This window comes from Skermanella mucosa, assembly GCF_016765655.2.
Classification (GTDB): Bacteria; Pseudomonadota; Alphaproteobacteria; order Azospirillales; family Azospirillaceae; genus Skermanella; species Skermanella mucosa.
The window spans coordinates 1,433,592-1,450,697 of the sequence record NZ_CP086106.1 but is presented as its reverse complement, the minus strand read 5'-3'; the positions used below and the strand labels follow the sequence as shown (position 1 = coordinate 1,450,697).

Here is a 17,106-nt window from a genome sequence, read left to right as displayed (position 1 = left end):
ACGCCATATCAGCCCTGCGCGAACCTTCGCGGCCCGTGCGCATTTATCCTTGGTCATACCGGCTCGGTCCTGCCAGCATGGCAACCAACAACTGCGCCGCGACCAACGCGGCGGCGCCACGGGCGAGAGGGAACTCGGCAGACATGACGATCAACAAGAATCTCATCGCGGGTAGCTGGGTCGAAAGCACCGACGTCATCCGCAACATCAATCCGTCCAACACCGACGACGTGGTCGGGGAATACGCCGCCGCGACGGCGGAGCAGGTCGAGCAGGCGGTCGCGGCCGCCCGGACCGCCTTCCCGGCCTGGTCCCGGTCGCCGATCCAGAACCGCGCCGACATGCTGGAGAAGATCGGCAACGAGATCCTGGAGCGCCGCGACGAGCTGGGCCGCCTGCTCGCCCGCGAAGAAGGCAAGCCGCTGGCCGACGGCGTCGGCGAGGCGACCCGCGCCGGCCATATCTTCAAGTTCTTCGGCGGCGAGGTCCTGCGGCTCCAGGGCGAGAAAGTGGCCTCGACCCGTCCCGGCGTCGAGATCGAGATCACCCGCGAGCCGATCGGCGTGGTCGGGCTGATCACGCCCTGGAACTTCCCGATCGCGATCCCCGCCTGGAAGATCGCCCCGGCCCTGGCTTACGGCAATTGCGTGGTCCTGAAGCCGGCGGAACTGACCCCCGGCTGCGCCTGGGCGCTGGCCGACATCATCTCCCGGGCCGGCATCCCGGAAGGCGTCTTCAACCTGGTGATGGGCTCGGGCTCGAAGATCGGCTCGGCGCTGATCGGTGGCGTCGATGCGCTGAGCTTCACCGGATCGGTGCCGACCGGCCGCAAGGTGGCCGCCCAGGCGGTCGAGCGCATGATCAAGTTCCAGCTCGAGATGGGCGGCAAGAACCCGCTGGTCGTGCTCGACGACGCCGACCTCGACACCGCCGTCTCCATCGCGGTCAACGGCGCCTATTTCCAGACCGGCCAGCGCTGCACGGCGTCGTCCCGCATGGTCGTCACCCAGGGCATCCACGACCGGTTCGTCGACGCCGTGGCCGAGCGGATCTCCAAACTTGTGGTCGGCGACGCGCTGAAGCCGGAGACCCAGATGGGTCCCGCGGTCGACCAGCGACAGCTCGACCAAAACTTGAAATACGTCGCGATCGGCCAGGAGGAAGGCGCCCGAAAGGTGTTCGGCGGCGACCGCCTCAACCGCGACACGCCGGGCTTCTACATGTCGCCCTGCCTGTTCACCGAGACCACCAACGACATGCGGGTCAACCGGGAGGAGATCTTCGGGCCGGTCGGCACGGTGATCCGGGTGAAGGACTACGAGGAGGCACTGCACGTCGCCAACGACACCCAGTTCGGCCTGTCGGCCGGTATCGCCACTACCTCGCTGAAGCACGCCAACCATTTCCGCGCCAATTCCCAGGCCGGCATGGTGATGGTCAACCTGCCGACCGCGGGCGTCGATTACCATGTGCCGTTCGGCGGCCGGAAGGCGTCCAGCTACGGCCCGCGCGAGCAGGGCCGCTACGCGGCGGAGTTCTACACCACGGTGAAGACGAGCTACATCCTGCCCTGACGGCAGGACCGGACCTTACAAGAAGAAGACCGACAGGGGAGATAGGGTGATGGCTGGAATTCTCGTCGTGACCGGCGGCAGCCGCGGCATCGGCGCCGCGACGGTCCGCCTCGCGGCCCAGGCCGGCTGGGACGTCTGCGTCAACTACCTGCGCGACCAGGCCAAGGCCGAGGCGGTCGCCGGCAACGCCCGTTCCCACGGGGTCCGGGCCATCACCGTGCAGGGCGACATGGCGCGCGAGCAGGACGTGATGCGCCTGTTCGCCGCCGTCGACGACCAGCTCGGCCCGCTGACCGGGCTGGTCAACAATGCCGGCATCACCGGCCCTGCGGGCAAGCTTCTCGACCTGACCGCCGAGACGGTCGAGAGCGTGATGGCGATCAACGTCGTCGGCCCCTTCCTGTGCGCCCGCGAGGCGGCGCGGCGCATGGCGAAGAGCCGCGGCGGCCGGGGCGGCACGATCGTCAACGTGTCGTCCAGGGCGGCGGCGCTGGGCTCCCCCAACGAGTTCGTCCACTACGCCGCCAGCAAGGGCGCCGTGGACAGCCTGACCATCGGCCTGTCGAAAGAGCTGGGGCCGGAAGGCATCCGGGTGAACGCCGTCAATCCCGGCCTGATCGACACGGAGATCCACGACGCCAGCGGCATCCCCGGCCGGCTCGAAAGGCTGGTCGGCGGCGTCCCCGAGGGGCGCGTCGGCGCCGCCGAGGAGGTGGCGCAGGCGATCGTCTGGCTGCTGTCGGAGCAGTCGTCCTATGTCTGCGGCGCGCTGGTGCCAGTCTCCGGCGGCCGATAGGGAGGGGGTTGGCGGGGCCGGTCAGGCCACCCGCTTCACCCCGCGCTCCCGGGCGACCTGGTCGATCTGATCGCTGATGTGCGGGTTGGCCTTCAGGAACTTGCTAAAGTCGCCGGAACGCAGTTCCAGCAACGTGCAGTAGGTCAGCGCCACCACGTCCGCCCGGCGCGGCGCGCCGTCCAGAAGCGCCATCTCGCCGAAGAAGTCGCCGCGTCCCAGCCGGATGCGGCGATCCGGCAGCACCACCTCGACCGCTCCCGACGAGATGAAGTACATGGCGTTGCCGCGATCCCCGGCGCGGATGAAGGTCTGGTCGGGCAGCGCCAGGCGGGATCGCAGGATCTTCGCCAGCCGCGCCATATCCTTGGGCTCCAGGCCGTTGAACAGGGGCACCTGGGCGATCAGGGCGACCTTGTCGAGCCGAAGGTCCAGCTTGGGCCGCCGGTCGGCCTCGCGCCGGCGTACCTCGACGCCGCGGCGGAGGTCCTCGAACAGCTCCTGGCCGATCAGGCCGTCGTGATACAGGCTCTCGTAGCGGACCATCTCCCGCCGGAGCGCGTATTTGCGGAGGAACCGCTGGCTCAGCGCCTCGGCATATTCGGGATATTGCAGCTCCAGCGCGTCCAGCGCCTTGGAGGAGGCTTCCATCCGGCCGCCCAGCACCTCGCCGAGCAGTTCGGCGACCCGGTCCCCCAGCAGCGGCTTCAGGCTGCGGCTGTTGAAGCGGATCAGTTCCTCCAGCACCAGGCGGCGCACCAGGAACTTGTCGAACCGCTTGGACACCTGCCGGGCCAGCGGGCGCTCGACCCCGGTCCAGCGGTGCAGCGAATAGGCGAACCGGAACGCGCGCGGCAGCCGCAGGATCTTGCGCGCCGCCCGGTTGTAACCGATCCGGCCGCCGGTCCGGGCACCGTCATAGATCTCCCCGGCGTTGCGCAACAGCGCCTCGATGATGTCGCCCGACACGGTCTGGAGGCCATGGTGCTCCAGCACCAGCTGGCGTTCGCGGTTGGCGAGCGAGATCAGCCCCAGCGTGATGCGGTCGCGGTCGGAGATCCGCTCCTCCAGGCTGCCGCCCGATGTCACCTCCGCGATCCTCGCGTCGTAGGGCTTCTGGATCGCGCGGGCGACGGTCGGCGCGAACTCGTATTCCTGGGCGGTCTCCTGGACCGAGTCGCGGACTTCCGCCAGCGACAGGGCCAGGACCTGGGTGCGGAGCGCCTGGTTGAGCGGCGACAGCCGGTTCAGCCCCAGAAGCTTGATCACCATGCGGAGCGTCGTGCCGTTGACGAACAGGGTGAACAGCACGAAGCCGGTCGCCAGCACGGTCACCAGCCGCTGCTCCTCGCCCCCGATCCCGCGGGCCTCCGTCACGGACAGGGCCAGCGCCAGGGTCACGGCGCCGCGCAGCCCGCCCCAGGTCAGGACGAGCTTGTAGGAATTGCTGATCTTCGCGCTGAGCTTCAGCAGGGTCAGCGGCGGCAGCAGCAGGAACAGCACCAGGGCGCGCGCGACCAGCGCCGCCGCGACCATCACCAGCAGCAGGAAGCCGTCATGCGCGCTGACGTCCACCAGAAGCTTCGGCACCATCAGCGCCGCCAGGATGAAGACCAGCGACCCCGCCAGGAAGGCCACCTGTTCCCAGACCGCGTCCAGGTACGCCCAGCCCGACGGCGACAGCCGGGAACGGCTGCCCGCGCCGAACACCAGGCCGGCCACCGCCACCGCGACGACGCCGGAGACTCCCAGGAAATGGTCGCCCGTCACATATATAAGGTAGGGCAGCGCCAGGGTCAGCGTCACCTCCGCCGTGCGCCGTCCGCGCAGCAGCGGGATCACCGCCACCGCCAGCCGCGCGCCCACGATGCCCAGCACGGTGCCGCCGCCCAGGTCCAGCGCCAGGTCCCAGGCGCCCATCAGCAGGTCGGGCTCGTCGCCCGAGACGATCATCTCCAGCAGGACGTAGAAGATCGCGATGGCGGCAGCGTCGTTGAGCAGGCTCTCGCCTTCGACCAGCCTGACCAGCCGCGCCGGCGCCCCGATATCGCGGAAGATCGCGATGACCGCCGCCGGGTCGGTGGTCGCCACGATCGATCCCAGCATCAGGCAGACGACCAGCGGCACCCCCGCGAGCGGCCAGAGCGCCAGCCCGATCACCGCGGTGGCGACGAACACGGCGACCACCGCCAGCAGCAGGATCGGAGCCGCGTCCTCCATCATCCGCCTGACGTCGATCGTCAGAGCCGCCTGGAACAGCAGCGCCGGCAGGAAAACCAGGATGTATGTGGAGGAGCTGAACGACATTTCGGCGATGGCCGAGGCCGCCTCCCCGATCATCCGGGGTTCCCTGCCCGGGACGAGCGTCACCGCGGCGGCGGCGATCGCGACTCCGACCGCGGCGAGCAGCACCGAATGGGGCAGGCGCAGGCGGTCGGCCAGGGGTTGGAGCAGGCTGGCGACCACGAGCAGGGCGCTGATGACCAGGATGAAGAGGATGAGGTCGTTCAAGTCTGAAACCCGATATGCGTCGATCAGGAAAACGAAAGGCGGTATGCGCGGCCACGCTCAATTTGCACCAGCACGTTCCCTTTGGTCCGGAACAATCTGCGGATCGATCATGACGGTCTTGTGGCCGGGAGCCGGATAGTGCATCAAAGGAGGCATGGCCGATACCATCGAGGTAACGCCGGCTTCAGGATAGCGCATCCATGCTTCGAATTACCGCTTTACTTTGCCTGCTCACTAACCTTTGCGGCTGCGGCATAGTGGGCACGACGGTCGGAGCGGTCACCACCGTCGGCTCCGCCGCCGTGACGGTGACCGGCGCCGCGGTCGATATCGTGACATACCCGATCTCAGACTGAGGCTGCTGCGGCCCCTTTTTGGTGCCAACGAGGGATATCGGGGTCAGACAGCCGCCGGCTACGCCAGCTTGCCGATCAGGTGGTCGGCCAGACGCACGGCCAGGGCCACGATGTTCATCGTCACCATCGTCGCCCCGGCCGTCGGGAACACCGACCCGCCGGCGACGTACAGGTTCCGGATACCGTGGACCCGGCAGTTCTCGTCCACGACTCCCTGGCGGGGATCCTTGCTCATCCTGGTGGTTCCCATGAAGTGCGCCGACGAATCGACGCCCTTCGGCCAGGGATCCTCCTCGTTCTCGAACTCGACCTTCAGGCGGCCGACACCGAGCTTGCCGAACTCGCGGGCGACCAGATCCTGGGTGCGCAGGATCGTGTGCTTGTCGATCTGCTGGAGCCGCCAGTCGAGCACCAGCCGGTTCTGCCCGAGGGCGTCGCGCTCGGAACCGAGCATGACCCGGCTGTCGCGGTTGGGCGCCTGCTCCGCGAAATAGCGCATTTCCACGGCCCGGTAGTCGCTGTTGCCGCTGGCCCGCGCGTAGAGCGCCTTGGCGACCGAGTCGAGGTCGCCGATCACCTTGCCGAGATTCTCGCCGAGTCGGTCGGGTATGCGGCCATGGATGATCTGCTTGACGATCTTGCGCAGAGCCACGAAGCCCGGCGCGTGCTCCCCTTCGTAGGACTCGTCGAGGAACACGACGCTGTTCAGCATGCCCTCCCGCTCCTGGACCGGATAAGTCGGCTGGAGGGCGTTCATGAAGGGGGCGCCGCCGCTCTCGAACCGGGTGGCCCAACTGTCCAGGCCGTAGAACCGCACCGTCTCCTTCGGCACCTCCAGCATCGCGCGGCCGGTGCGGATGGTGGTGTGGGCCATGAAGTAGCGGCCGACCACGTCATGGTCGTTGCCCAGCCCGTTGGGGCGGACCTTGTTGGACAACAGCAGGAGCCGCGCGTTCTCGATGCCGCTCGCCAGGATGAAGATCCGGGCGGTGAAGCGGCAGCCACGCCCGCCCACGTCGCGGGTCCGGAGACCCAGGACCTCGGAAGCGTCCTCCGCGGCCTCGATCTCGACGACGTTGGCATGGAGATAGACCGTGCACTGGCTGTCCGGCTTGGCAAGGTCCGCGCGGTAGACGTCGCCGAAGCGGGTCGGCGGGCTTTTCAGGAACAGCTTCTCGCCGATCTCCTCGCCGGTGACCGGAATCCGGCTCTTGCGGAACTTCTCGGATACCTCGGCCCAGTGTTCGACCGAATAGTCGTCGGACGGCAGTTCGCAGTAACGGTACGCCCGCGGGTAGAACCGTTCCAGGTCCTTCCTGGAGATAGGCCATCCGCTGTCGGGCACCCAGGGACGGGCCTCGAAATCCCGCTCGTCGAGCGGCGCGCAGTTGCCGCCCCAGTGGCCGGTCGTGCCGCCGAAATAGCGCAGCCGGGTCCACAGCAGATCGACCTTGTGCTCGCTGACGCAGTCGCCGTCGTTCAGCGCCTGGACGTCGTCCTCGAAGTCGAGCCCGCCGCTTTCCAGCAGATTGACCGAGAAGTTATGGCCGATCAGTTCCATGGCCAGCGTAATGCCGGCCGCACCGGCTCCCACGATGCAAATGTCGGAGTCGATCACCGTCCCATCGGACAAGTTGCGCACATCTGTGATCATACTTGGACGTAACCGGATACTGGTTGGCGGGAAGAATTTTGGAGTTCATTGAATAAGTGGCATCGGGTCTGTAATGTCCACATTCTCTTTGGGGGTGTGGCAGTGGCGCGACTCTATCCGGCAAGAAATCGGCGTACCTCTGCGGCAAAACGCTCCAGCATGCGATCGCGCAATCCCAGTTCCGCCAAATGTTCGGCGGTATTGAACAAATAGTCGGAGCAACGGCCGAACCGACCCTCTGCCATCGCTATAGCCTTGATTGTCTCTGCATGGGTCCAGTCACCCACATAGCGGGAATAATTGCGGTTTATCGTCATCGCGATGGCGTGAACCGGTCCCTCTTCGGTTTCGGCCTTCAGCCATCGCGGAATATAGGCTCCGGTGATCATTTCACGCCGCCAGAGCAGCGTCAGCTCATGCGCGGCCTGCTCTTCCGCTATGCGGAAAACGACGCCGGCGCATTGGCCGCCACGGTCCAGGCCGAGAAACAGGCCGGGCCGCTCGAGCGTTCCCCGCCCCATGTCGGCGCGCAGGCAGAAACGGCGGTGATAGCCGCGGATCCGGGCCGTGCGCCGCTCGACGAAGGCGAAGGTCGGGTTCCAGATCAGGCTGCCGTAGGCGAAGACCCAGATGCCCCCCCGGCCCGTCCCGTCCGCCGGCCGGGACTTCAGGGTCTGCTCCAGCGAGCGGTCCAGCTCCTCGTCGGTCCAGGTCTTCATCCACGGATACGCCTCCATCATCCTGCGGCGGCGATCATGGTCGAGAAGTTCCTCGCGGGTCAGCGGGACGGGCATCGGCTGGTCGGAAAAGGGCATGAAGGCAGCAATCGTACCGGAAGCGGAAAAGCGGCGATGCCGAACATCGTCAAGCATCGCGGCTTTTTCAACGCCTGTACAGCGTCCGAGCCTTCAGCGGGCGGCGCGGACGGGATGGAACGGCATTCCCGCCCGTTCCATCGCCCGCTCGATCACCTCGTCCGACTTCTGGTCGAACAGCTGGAGCAGCAGGTCGTCGACCATCCGTTCCTCGATCGCGCCGCACTCCTCGAAGACGCGCGCCAGGACGGCGACCTGATAATCCTCCCGCCCGTCATCGCGCCCGCCATAGTCCATCCGCTTGACCACCTCGATCGCGGTGCGGAAGGGCGGCAGCAGCGCCTGCGGAAACCCGGCCTTCCCGAAGATCGCCCGAAGGCCCAGCGGACCGTCGTCCCAGACCAGGAGGCGCGCCGTCTCCACCGGGACGCCGGCCCGCACGCCGAGCCCGATCGTGAAGAGATCCAGTTCACCGGCGCACAGCGCCCGCAGCATCATCGAAGGGCTCAGGCGCCCGTCGCGGTCGAGATGGCGGACCATCGCTTCCAGGTCGGCGGTACTGTCGGCGAGCGGCTTCAGCAGCAGCATGGTCGCGGCCTCGCGCCCGCGCCCGACGATCTCCGCGACAAGCACGGGAGACAGCCGGTGCCGCTCCACGAGGCGGCTGCGGATTTCCTCCGAGACATAGGCGATCAGCTTCTCGATCACCGCCAGGGACAACCCGGAGCGCCCGGCCATCGCCTCGTTGACGGCGCCCAGCATGCCATAGCGGTCCAGGGTCCTGTGCAGCGTCGCGTCGCGGATGTCCGCGCCGTCGTTGCGCAGCAGGCGGACGATCACCGTGACGTTGTCGGTTTCCACGATGGCGTCGGCGACCCGCGAGGACACTTCCGGGCGCCCGGCGACCGCCAGCTGCTTCTCGGCGTCCCGGTCGGCGATGACCTGGAGCAGGAGATCGTCGGTCAGGCGGGGAGCGTTGCGCAGGACCGGGAACGCGACCCGCCCGATGTCACGCGCCAGGCGGGTCGCCAGCGAGTCGGTCAGCAGAGGGCTGTTGTGGATCTGCCAGGCCACCGCCTCGCGCACCGCGGCCTCGGCATCCATCGCCAGCCGGTGCAGGATGTCGGTCGCGATGGCTTTCTCGGGACCCGCGAGTTCACCGCCTTCCAGGTCGGAGACCAGCTTCGACACGGTCGCGATCCGCGCCTCGGGCGACGGATCGGCCAGCAGGCGCTGGACGTCGGCATAGCTCAGCGCGCAATTGACGGAAGTGGCGATCATGTCCTTCGTTTCCGCATCGGGAACGATACCAGTTCGGGCGCCGGCGAGTGAAACCGGGGTCGGACCACCATTTCCCCCAAGCGTTCCATCGCGACAACATTCCGGGGAAATGGTGGTCCGACCCCGGTTTCCCGGTCCTCTAATCGAAATCCCGCTCGTCGTAGCGGATGATGTCGCTCCAGGCCCGCTCCAGCCGGCGCAGGGTGCGGTACGTGGTGTCGAAATCGGCATTGTCGTCGTCGGTGCGGATCAGGGCGTCGGCCTGGGTCGCTTCCAGCCGCCTCAGTTCGCCGCACAGGCTCATGCCCTTCTCCGACAGGCGCAGCCGGGCCGACCGGCGGTCGCGCAGCGAGGGGGCGCGGTCGACGTAGCCGGTCTCGACCAGCTGCTTCAGGTTGTAGGATGCGTTGGAGCCGAGATAGTACCCGCGCTCCATCAGGTCGCGCACCGACAGCTCCTCGGTCCCGATGTTCATCAGCATGAGCACCTGGACCGGGCTGATGTCGTCGATGCCGACCCGCCCCAGCTCGACGCGGACCACGTCGAGGAAACGGCGGTGCATGCGCTCGACGATGCGGGCGATGTCGTGGTAGATCGCGGTCGCGGGTATACGCCCCGGCCGCTGTTCGTCGGCGCCGTCGGAAACTTGGCTGATGGCCGCGGTTTCGGGGCGGGAAATGCCGTTCATGCCCTCCCCCCCTCGTCCGATGCGCGCACCTTCGATCCCGTCGGGCTTGGGAAGCACATCATTGGACACCTTTTCCGTCTGAGCCGGCTGAACGCTGCGTTTGAAGGCCAGTCCATTGGTAGGCACGTTGTTTTCCTCGTCGAGGTAATAAAGCTTCGCTCTGTGGTTGGCATTGGGTTCGGCGTTCTGCCGCCTCTTCCCAGCGGTACATCGAGCGGGAATTCGTCGCTAAATTCGAACTATTATTATATGCGATTTTCCCGCTCATTCTTTCCCATCCCCGACAGGGTAAACCCGTACTTACATTCGCCTCTTACCCTTGCTCAGAGTTGTAAAAGAACCGTAAATAGTCTGTACCTCTATTGTTAGCCGACAGCGATCAGTTCGCGAACAGGGCCGGACTCGTATCCGTGAGGGTTGCGGCAGCGCCAATCCCAGGCATGGCGGATAATCGTTTCCAGATCCGGGAAACGCGGATCCCAGCCGAGATCCCTGCGGATCCGCTCGCTCGACGCGATCAGGACGGGAGGATCGCCGGGACGCCGCGCGCCGACCTTCACCGCGATGTCGCGGCCGGTCACCCTGCGGGCCGTCTCGATCACCTCGCGCACCGTGTAGCCCCTGCCGTTGCCCAGGTTGTACCGGCAGCTGCGGTGGTCCAGCGCGGACAGGACCCGGACATGGGCGTCGGCGAGGTCGGATACGTGGATGTAGTCCCGGATGCAGGTGCCGTCATGGGTCGGGTAGTCGTCGCCGAAGATCTCGATATGCGGCCGTTTTCCCGCCGCGACGTCGAGCACCAGCGGGATCAGGTGCGTCTCGGGGTCGTGGTCCTCGCCCAGGTGCCCGTCGGGGTGGGCTCCCGCTGCGTTGAAATAGCGCAGGCAGGCCGAATGCATGCCATGCACCCTGTCGGCCCAGTGCAGGATCCGTTCGATCATGAACTTGGATTCGCCATAGGGGCTGCCGGGATCGATCTCGGTGTTCTCGTCGATCGGCATCCGGTCCGGCATGCCGAACAGGTTGGCGGTGGAGGACAGAACGAAGCGCCGAACGCCGTTGTCGGCCGCGAACTGGACCAGGTTGAGGGCATTCACCACGTTGTCGTGCAGGTAGAGGTGCGGGTTGCGCATCGACTCCCCCACCAGCGAGTTCGAGGCGAAATGCAGGATCGCGTCGAAGCGGAAGGCGCTGAACAGGCGGGTCAGCGCGGCCGGGCTGGCCAGGTCGCCCTCGACCAGCTCGGCCTCGGCCGGGACGGCGGCACGGTGTCCCTGCTGGAGATTATCGAAAACGACCACCGAATAGCCGCGGGCGACCAGTTCGGCTACGCAGTGGCTGCCGACGAAACCGGCGCCGCCGGTGACCAGAACCGTTTCCTGATGAGGCATGCAAAGCTCCTTTATTGAGCCGCTCTAAACCGGGGGGGTGCCCAGGAGGAGCGTTGCGCCCTCCTGCCGGTATCTTGACGGCTCTTGATGCGGGAAACTCTGGGATCCGGCTGGTTCCGAGCCCCATTGAACATGGTATTTATCACACGACTATTACCTGCAAGTTAATACAGATCCGGGCCATACTTGAATATTAACCAGTTTTATTTAGGAGAAAGCATGATGGACATGCAGTCAAACCGAGCAGATTTTCATTTGAATTTCAGCGCAATCCAGGCCCATCGGCACGCATCCCCGGATGGGACGAATTCTGCACGCGGGGGCGACTTATGCCGAATTTTGTTTTGAATTTGTCCTATCTTCTGATGAGCACTGAAATCTTTGACCGGCTCAACTGATCGGGAAACGGCCGTTTAACGCCCGTTTAACAATTTGCTCCAATATTGCATCGCACCCAGCGTCCGCCTTGGAGCTTGTCCCCTGCATGAATGACCACGCACTACTCCGCAGTACGCTGCGGCATCTCGGCAGGGGCATGGTGTTTGCTGCCGTGCTCAGCTGTTTCGTAAATATACTCATGCTCATCGTGCCGCTCTACACGATGCAGGTTTACGACCGCGTCATGACCAGCCGGAGCACCGACACCCTGATCATGCTGGCGGTCGTGGCGGTCGGCGGGCTGATGCTCTACGCGGTGCTGGACTTCATCCGGACCAGGGTCTTCCTGATCATGGGCGACCTGATCGCCATGCGGCTGAACGTCCCGACCCTGCAGGCCGCCGTCATCGACACCCTGCACGGCAGCCAGCGCAACTCGACCCAGGCGATCCGCGACCTCAACGACCTGCGCTCCTTCATCACCGGCAGCGCCATCACGGTGCCGCTGGAGGTGATGTGGGTGCCGATGTTCCTGGTCGTCCTGTTCCTGCTGCACCCGATCTACGGCTGGCTGGCGCTGGGCGCCGCCGTGCTGCTGTTCCTGATGAGCGTGCTGACCGACCTGCTGACCCGGCGCCCGCTGGCCCAGGCCAACGAGGCGGCGGCGAAATCCTTCGGCGACATCGCGTCCACCGTCCGGAACGCGGAAGTGATCGAGGCGATGGGCATGCTGCCGGCGGTGGCCAGGCGGTGGGAGCGCAGCCAGTACCGCATGATCGAGCTGCTGAACCGGGGCAACAGCGCGGCCAAGGCGTTGACCGCCGTCTCGCGCTCGCTCCGGCTGATCCTCCAGATCGCCATGATCTCGACCGCCTGCGTGCTGGTGATCGACCGCGAGGCGTCGCCCGGCAGCGCCATGGCGGCCGGCATCCTGATGGGCCGCATGCTCCAGCCGTTCGAGCAGCTGATCGACGGCTGGCGCCAATGGGTGTTCGCCCTGTCGGCCTTCGGCCGGGTGCGCGGCCTGCTGAACGGCACCCAGGGCCGCCGCCAGAGCATGCCCCTGCCCCGGCCCGAGGGACGGCTGAGCGTGGATCGGCTCGTCTATATCCCGCCGGGGGTCGACAAGGCGGTGCTGAAGGGCATCTCCTTCTCGCTGGAACCGGGCGAGACGCTGGGCATCATCGGCCCGTCCGCCGCCGGCAAATCGACCCTGGCCCGCCTGCTGGTCGGCATCTGGGAACCCACTTCGGGCGGCATCTACCTGGACGGCCACAGCACCTTCCTGTGGGAGCGGGAGAGCTTCGGCCTCAGCGTCGGCTACCTGCCCCAGAACGTCTCCCTGCTCGATGGCACGATCCGCGAGAACATCTCGCGCATGACCGAGGCTAGCCCGCTGGACGTGGTGAACGCGGCCAAGATGGCAGACGTCCACGAGATGATCGGCCGGCTGCCGTTCGGCTACGACACCAGCGTCGGCGACAGCGCCTACAGCCTCAGCGGCGGCCAGCGCCAGCGGATCGGCTTGGCCCGCGCGCTGTTCGGCAACCCGCGCCTGCTGGTGCTGGACGAGCCCAACTCCAACCTCGACAACGCCGGCGAGCAGGCCCTGCTCCAGGCGATCGCCAAGGCCAAGGCGGCCGGCACGACCGTCGTCCTGATCGCCCACCGGCCCTCGGTGGTTGCCGCGGTGGACAAGCTGCTGGTCCTGAAGGACGGCATGATCGACCAGTTCGGCGCCCGCGCCGACGTGCTGAAGGCGATCTCCGCCCCGCCCGGCACGCGCCAGGTCGCGACCGCGCCCAACGTGGCCCGCCTGGTCAAGACCGGCAAGGCCCTCGCGGACGGCGTTCAGGCAGGACAAGCGTCATGACGCTCCCGACCAATAATCCCGTATGGACCGTGACCCTGGAGGCGGCGCCGCGCGAGCCGTCGCTGCGCAACACCATGATCGCCGGCACGGTCGCGGTCCTGGTCGGGTTCGGCGGCTTCATCGGATGGGCAGTGACCGCGGACCTCAGCAGCGCCGCCATCGCCCAGGGCACCGTCATCGCCAACAGCCACCGCAAGACCATCTCCCACCTGGAAGGCGGCATCCTGCACGAGTTGCTGGTCAAGGAGGGCGACCGGGTCAAGGCGGGCCAAGTCCTGCTGCGGATGGACGGCACCCAGGCCGAGGCCCTGCTGGGCCAGGTCGAGAACCAGCTCTGGACCGCCCAGGCCCGAGTCGCCCGCCTCCGCGCCGAGCAGGCTGAGCAGCGCTCGCTGGTCTTCCCCGAGGATCTTGTCGAGGCCGGCAAGCGCAGCACGGTCGCGGCGGACGCCATGGCGACCGAGCAGCGCCTGTTCGCGGCACGCTGGGACAGCTACGACGGATCGCTGGCGATCAACCGGCGCAAGATCGACCAGCTCCGGGAGCAGATCGCGGCCCTGAAGGCCCAGGCCAGCGCCACCGCCGACCGCCTGCGCTACACCGACGAGGAACTAGGGACCATCAGGGCCCTGCTGGAAAAGGGCTACGAGCGCCGGCCCCGGCTGCTGGAGATGCAGCGCCTGTCGGCCGAGCTGAAGGGCCGGGTCGGCGAACTGGCGGCCAACGAGTCCCAGGCCGAGCAGGCGATCGCCGCCGCCGAGCTGGAGATCCTGTCGCTCAAGCACGACCGACGGACGGAGATCGCCGACGCGCTCCAGCAGACCCAGGGCACGCTGGCGGACATGACCGAGCGGTCCCGCGGCGCCACCGACATCGTCCAGCGCAAGGAGGTGGTCGCTCCCCAGGACGGCAAGGTCACCGACATCCGCTTCTACACGCCGGGCGGCGTGATCGGCGCCGGGGCTCCGATCCTGGACCTGGTCCCGATCGACGACGAGCTGGTGGTCGAGGCCCAGGTCAGCCCGGCCGACATCGACAGCATCCGGGTCGGACAGGTCGCCAACGTCCGGCTCAGCGCCTACAAGCAGCGCAAGGTCCCGACGATCGACGCGCACGTGATGTATGTCGCGGCCGACCAGGTGCTCGACCAGCGGACGGGCCAGTCCTACTTCACCGCGCGGGTCAGGCTGGACCCCGAGTCGCTGGCCTCGCTCCACCATGTGGAACTGGTCCCCGGCATGCCCGCGGAAGTCATCATGATCAACGCCAAGCGGCGGGCGATCGACTATTTCCTCAGCCCCATCACAGACAGCATGAGGCGGGCGTTCCGAGAGGAATGACCGGACGGCGAACCATGCGCATCCTGTTCGTGCACAACCACTTTCCCGGCCATTATCAGCACCTGGCCGCCGAGCTGGCCGCCGACCCTGCCAACCAGGTCGTCTTCATCACGAAGGACCGGACCGGGTCGATCCCCGGGGTGGACAAGCGCGTCTTCACGCCGTCGCGCCCGCCGGGACCGCAGACCCACCACTATGTCCGCCCGTTCGAGGACGCGGTGCTGCACGGGCAGGCGGTCTACCGGCTGTGCGACCGGCTTAAGCGCGACGGCTTCGTGCCCGACCTGGTCTGCGCCCACGCCGGGTTCGGCCCGGGCCTGTTCATCAAGGACGCCTTCCCGGACACGCCCCTGCTGGGCTATTTCGAGTGGTTCTACCACGCCCGGGGAAGCGACGCAGACTATCTGGACGGCCCGGTCAGCGCCGACGACGCCTGCCGGATCCGCAGCCGCAACGCGGCGATCCAGATGGAGCTGGCCAATTGCGACTGGGGCGTTTGCCCGACCGTGTTCCAGCGCGGCCAATTCCCGGCGGCGTTCCAGAACAAGCTGACCCTGATGCATGACGGCATCGACACCCGCTTCTTCTCGCCGGAGCCCGGAACGCCCATGGTCCTGCCCGGGCTCGACCTCTCCTCCGCCCGGGAGGTCGTGACCTACGCGACCCGCGGGATGGAGCCCTATCGCGGCTTTCCCCAGTTCATGCGCGCCGCCGACATCCTGCTGAGGGAGCGGCCGGACCTGCATATCGTGATCGGCGGCGACGACAGCGTGTCGTACAGCAGGCTGCCGCCGCCCGGCCGGACCTACAAGCGGATGATGCTGGACGAGCTGCCCGGGCTCGACCGCTCCCGGCTGCACTTCGTTGGCCCGCTGGAATACCCGATCTACCGCGACATGCTCCGGGCGACCGACGTCCATGTCTACCTGACCGTGCCGTTCGTGCTGTCGTGGTCGCTGCTCGAATCGCTCTCCACCGGCTGCCTTGTGGTGGCCGCCGACAACGCCGCGGTGCGCGAGGTGGTCGAACCCGGCGTCAACGGCCTGCTGGCCGATTTCTTCTCCCCCGACGACATCGCGGCCAGGATCGCCGACGCGCTCGACCGGCGCGCCGAGATGGAACCGATCCGCGCCGCCGCGCGCCGCCGCGTGGTCGAACGCTACGCGCTGGCCGACCTGCTTCCCCGCCACCTTCAGCTGATCCGGCACCTCGCCGGCAGCGTCGACAAACCGGCGGGGCGGTCCGGGGAAGCGCACCTGGAGCTGGCGGCGACGGGCTGAGCCTTCTCCGAAAGAGAAAACAACGAGCCACGTCTTATTGCTTCGATTTTCAAACCAATTTGCAAACTCTTGAATACCCCATTCAAAGTAAAGGAGTATGGTTTTACGAACACGAGCTTGAGTACTTCAGAAGCTTATTTTAGCATTGGTACAAAATTGCGGCAGAGCACCAAATTTAACCATCGATTAAGATTTGAGACGCTAGTTTCCTCTTATCGAAAGCACGGAAACAATGCTTCGCTGATCCCTTTACTGGAGGCTTGATATGGCAACCCTTCCCGGTGGTTCCTACGACGATTACCTGACCGGCACGGCAGATGCCGACGTGGTCTTCGGCGCGGCCGGCAACGACATACTCATGGGCGAAGGCGGCGACGACCAGATGCTGGGCGGCGCCGGCAGCGACATGCTGTTCGGCGGCGAGGGCAACGACCTGCTCGACGGCGGCGCCGGGAACGACGTGCTATTCGGCGGCATCGGCAACGACACCCTCCTGGGCGGGGCCGGCAGCGACGTGCTCCAAGGCGGGGACGGCGACGACATCATCACCGGCGCCGCCGGCAACGACATCATCGACGGCGGCTCGGGCAACGACATCCTCGACGCCGGCCCGGGCGACGACGTCGTCAACGGCGGCGACGGCAACGACATCGTCAACGGCGGGGCGGGCCACGACGTGATCGACGGCGGCGCCGGCAACGACACCCTGAACGGCGGAACCGGCAACGACATCGTCATGGGCGGCGACGGCAACGACATCATCCGCGGCGAGAGCGGCGGCGACGTTCTGTTCGGCGGCGCGGGCGATGACGTCATGTTCGGCGGGTCCGGCAAGGACATCATCGGCGGCGGCACCGGGAACGACACCCTGAACGGCGGCTCCGAGAGCGACACCTTCGTCTTCACCGGCGGCGGCGGCCAGGACGTCGTGATGGATTTCAGGGCCGGCGAGGACATCCTTCAGATCGCCCGCAACATCAACGGCCTGGACATCTCCAGCGCGGCCGACATGGCGGCGCGGGTGCTCGATGCCGGCGGCAACGCGGTCGTCGACCTGGGCAACGGCGACACCATCACCCTGATGAACGTCAACGCCGAGGACGTCCAGAACAACCCGAACGCCTTCTTCGTGATCAGCTAAGGGACTTTGGCGGCAGCCCCGGGGCTGCCGC

General features: G+C 66.7%; 13 protein-coding genes. 6 read left to right on the top strand and 7 right to left on the bottom strand.

Annotation, left to right across the window (positions count from 1 at the left end):
* The first annotated feature begins 143 nt into the window (after positions 1-143).
* Positions 144-1,574 (top strand): aldehyde dehydrogenase family protein, encoded by a 1,431-nt coding sequence (locus JL100_RS06650; RefSeq protein ID WP_202679951.1) that lies wholly within the window; start codon positions 144-146, stop codon positions 1,572-1,574.
* Between the two features lie 49 nt (positions 1,575-1,623).
* Entirely contained in the window at positions 1,624-2,370 is a 747-nt protein-coding gene (locus tag JL100_RS06645) for an SDR family oxidoreductase (protein ID WP_202679950.1), read from the top strand.
* A gap of 21 nt (positions 2,371-2,391) precedes the next feature.
* Here the strand turns inward: JL100_RS06645 and JL100_RS06640 are convergent, their stop codons facing one another.
* The 7 genes from JL100_RS06640 to galE form a co-directional block, all read right to left on the bottom strand.
* On the bottom strand, positions 2,392-4,878 hold the full coding sequence (locus tag JL100_RS06640) for a cation:proton antiporter (protein WP_202679949.1): 2,487 nt from the start codon (positions 4,876-4,878) through the stop codon (positions 2,392-2,394).
* Positions 4,879-4,935: 57 nt separating this feature from the next.
* The gene (locus tag JL100_RS06635) at positions 4,936-5,076 is read right to left on the bottom strand and encodes a hypothetical protein (protein WP_202679948.1); all 141 of its coding nucleotides are present in this window, start codon (positions 5,074-5,076) and stop codon (positions 4,936-4,938) included.
* 216 nt (positions 5,077-5,292) lie between these two features.
* Positions 5,293-6,867, bottom strand: coding sequence for a GMC oxidoreductase (locus JL100_RS06630; RefSeq protein ID WP_202679947.1), 1,575 nt, complete (start codon positions 6,865-6,867; stop codon positions 5,293-5,295).
* A gap of 134 nt (positions 6,868-7,001) precedes the next feature.
* Positions 7,002-7,760 carry a gamma-glutamylcyclotransferase gene (locus JL100_RS06625; RefSeq protein WP_202679946.1) on the bottom strand — a complete coding sequence of 253 codons (759 nt, stop codon included), beginning with the start codon at positions 7,758-7,760 and terminating at the stop codon, positions 7,002-7,004.
* Positions 7,761-7,796: 36 nt separating this feature from the next.
* Complete coding sequence (locus tag JL100_RS06620) at positions 7,797-8,984, bottom strand: DUF2336 domain-containing protein (protein WP_202679945.1); 1,188 nt, start codon at positions 8,982-8,984, stop codon at positions 7,797-7,799.
* Between the two features lie 139 nt (positions 8,985-9,123).
* The gene (locus JL100_RS06615) at positions 9,124-9,672 is read right to left on the bottom strand and encodes a MarR family transcriptional regulator (protein ID WP_202679944.1); all 549 of its coding nucleotides are present in this window, start codon (positions 9,670-9,672) and stop codon (positions 9,124-9,126) included.
* Between the two features lie 365 nt (positions 9,673-10,037).
* Positions 10,038-11,063 (bottom strand): UDP-glucose 4-epimerase GalE, encoded by a 1,026-nt coding sequence (gene galE / locus JL100_RS06610; protein ID WP_202679943.1) that lies wholly within the window; start codon positions 11,061-11,063, stop codon positions 10,038-10,040.
* A 577-nt stretch (positions 11,064-11,640) separates the two neighbouring features.
* Between galE and JL100_RS06605 the strand changes: the two genes are divergently transcribed.
* The 4 genes from JL100_RS06605 (at position 11,641) to JL100_RS06590 (ending at position 17,075) form a co-directional block, all read left to right on the top strand.
* On the top strand, positions 11,641-13,314 hold the full coding sequence (locus JL100_RS06605) for a type I secretion system permease/ATPase (protein ID WP_407696961.1): 1,674 nt from the start codon (positions 11,641-11,643) through the stop codon (positions 13,312-13,314).
* The gene (locus JL100_RS06600; protein ID WP_202679941.1) at positions 13,311-14,654 is read left to right on the top strand and encodes an HlyD family type I secretion periplasmic adaptor subunit; all 1,344 of its coding nucleotides are present in this window, start codon (positions 13,311-13,313) and stop codon (positions 14,652-14,654) included. The genes JL100_RS06605 and JL100_RS06600 overlap by 4 nt, the downstream gene beginning before the upstream one ends.
* Positions 14,655-14,668: 14 nt before the next feature.
* Positions 14,669-15,934 (top strand): glycosyltransferase, encoded by a 1,266-nt coding sequence (locus JL100_RS06595; RefSeq protein ID WP_202679940.1) that lies wholly within the window; start codon positions 14,669-14,671, stop codon positions 15,932-15,934.
* A 265-nt stretch (positions 15,935-16,199) separates the two neighbouring features.
* Entirely contained in the window at positions 16,200-17,075 is an 876-nt protein-coding gene (locus tag JL100_RS06590; protein WP_202679939.1) for a calcium-binding protein, read from the top strand.
* The last annotated feature ends 31 nt before the right edge of the window (positions 17,076-17,106 follow it).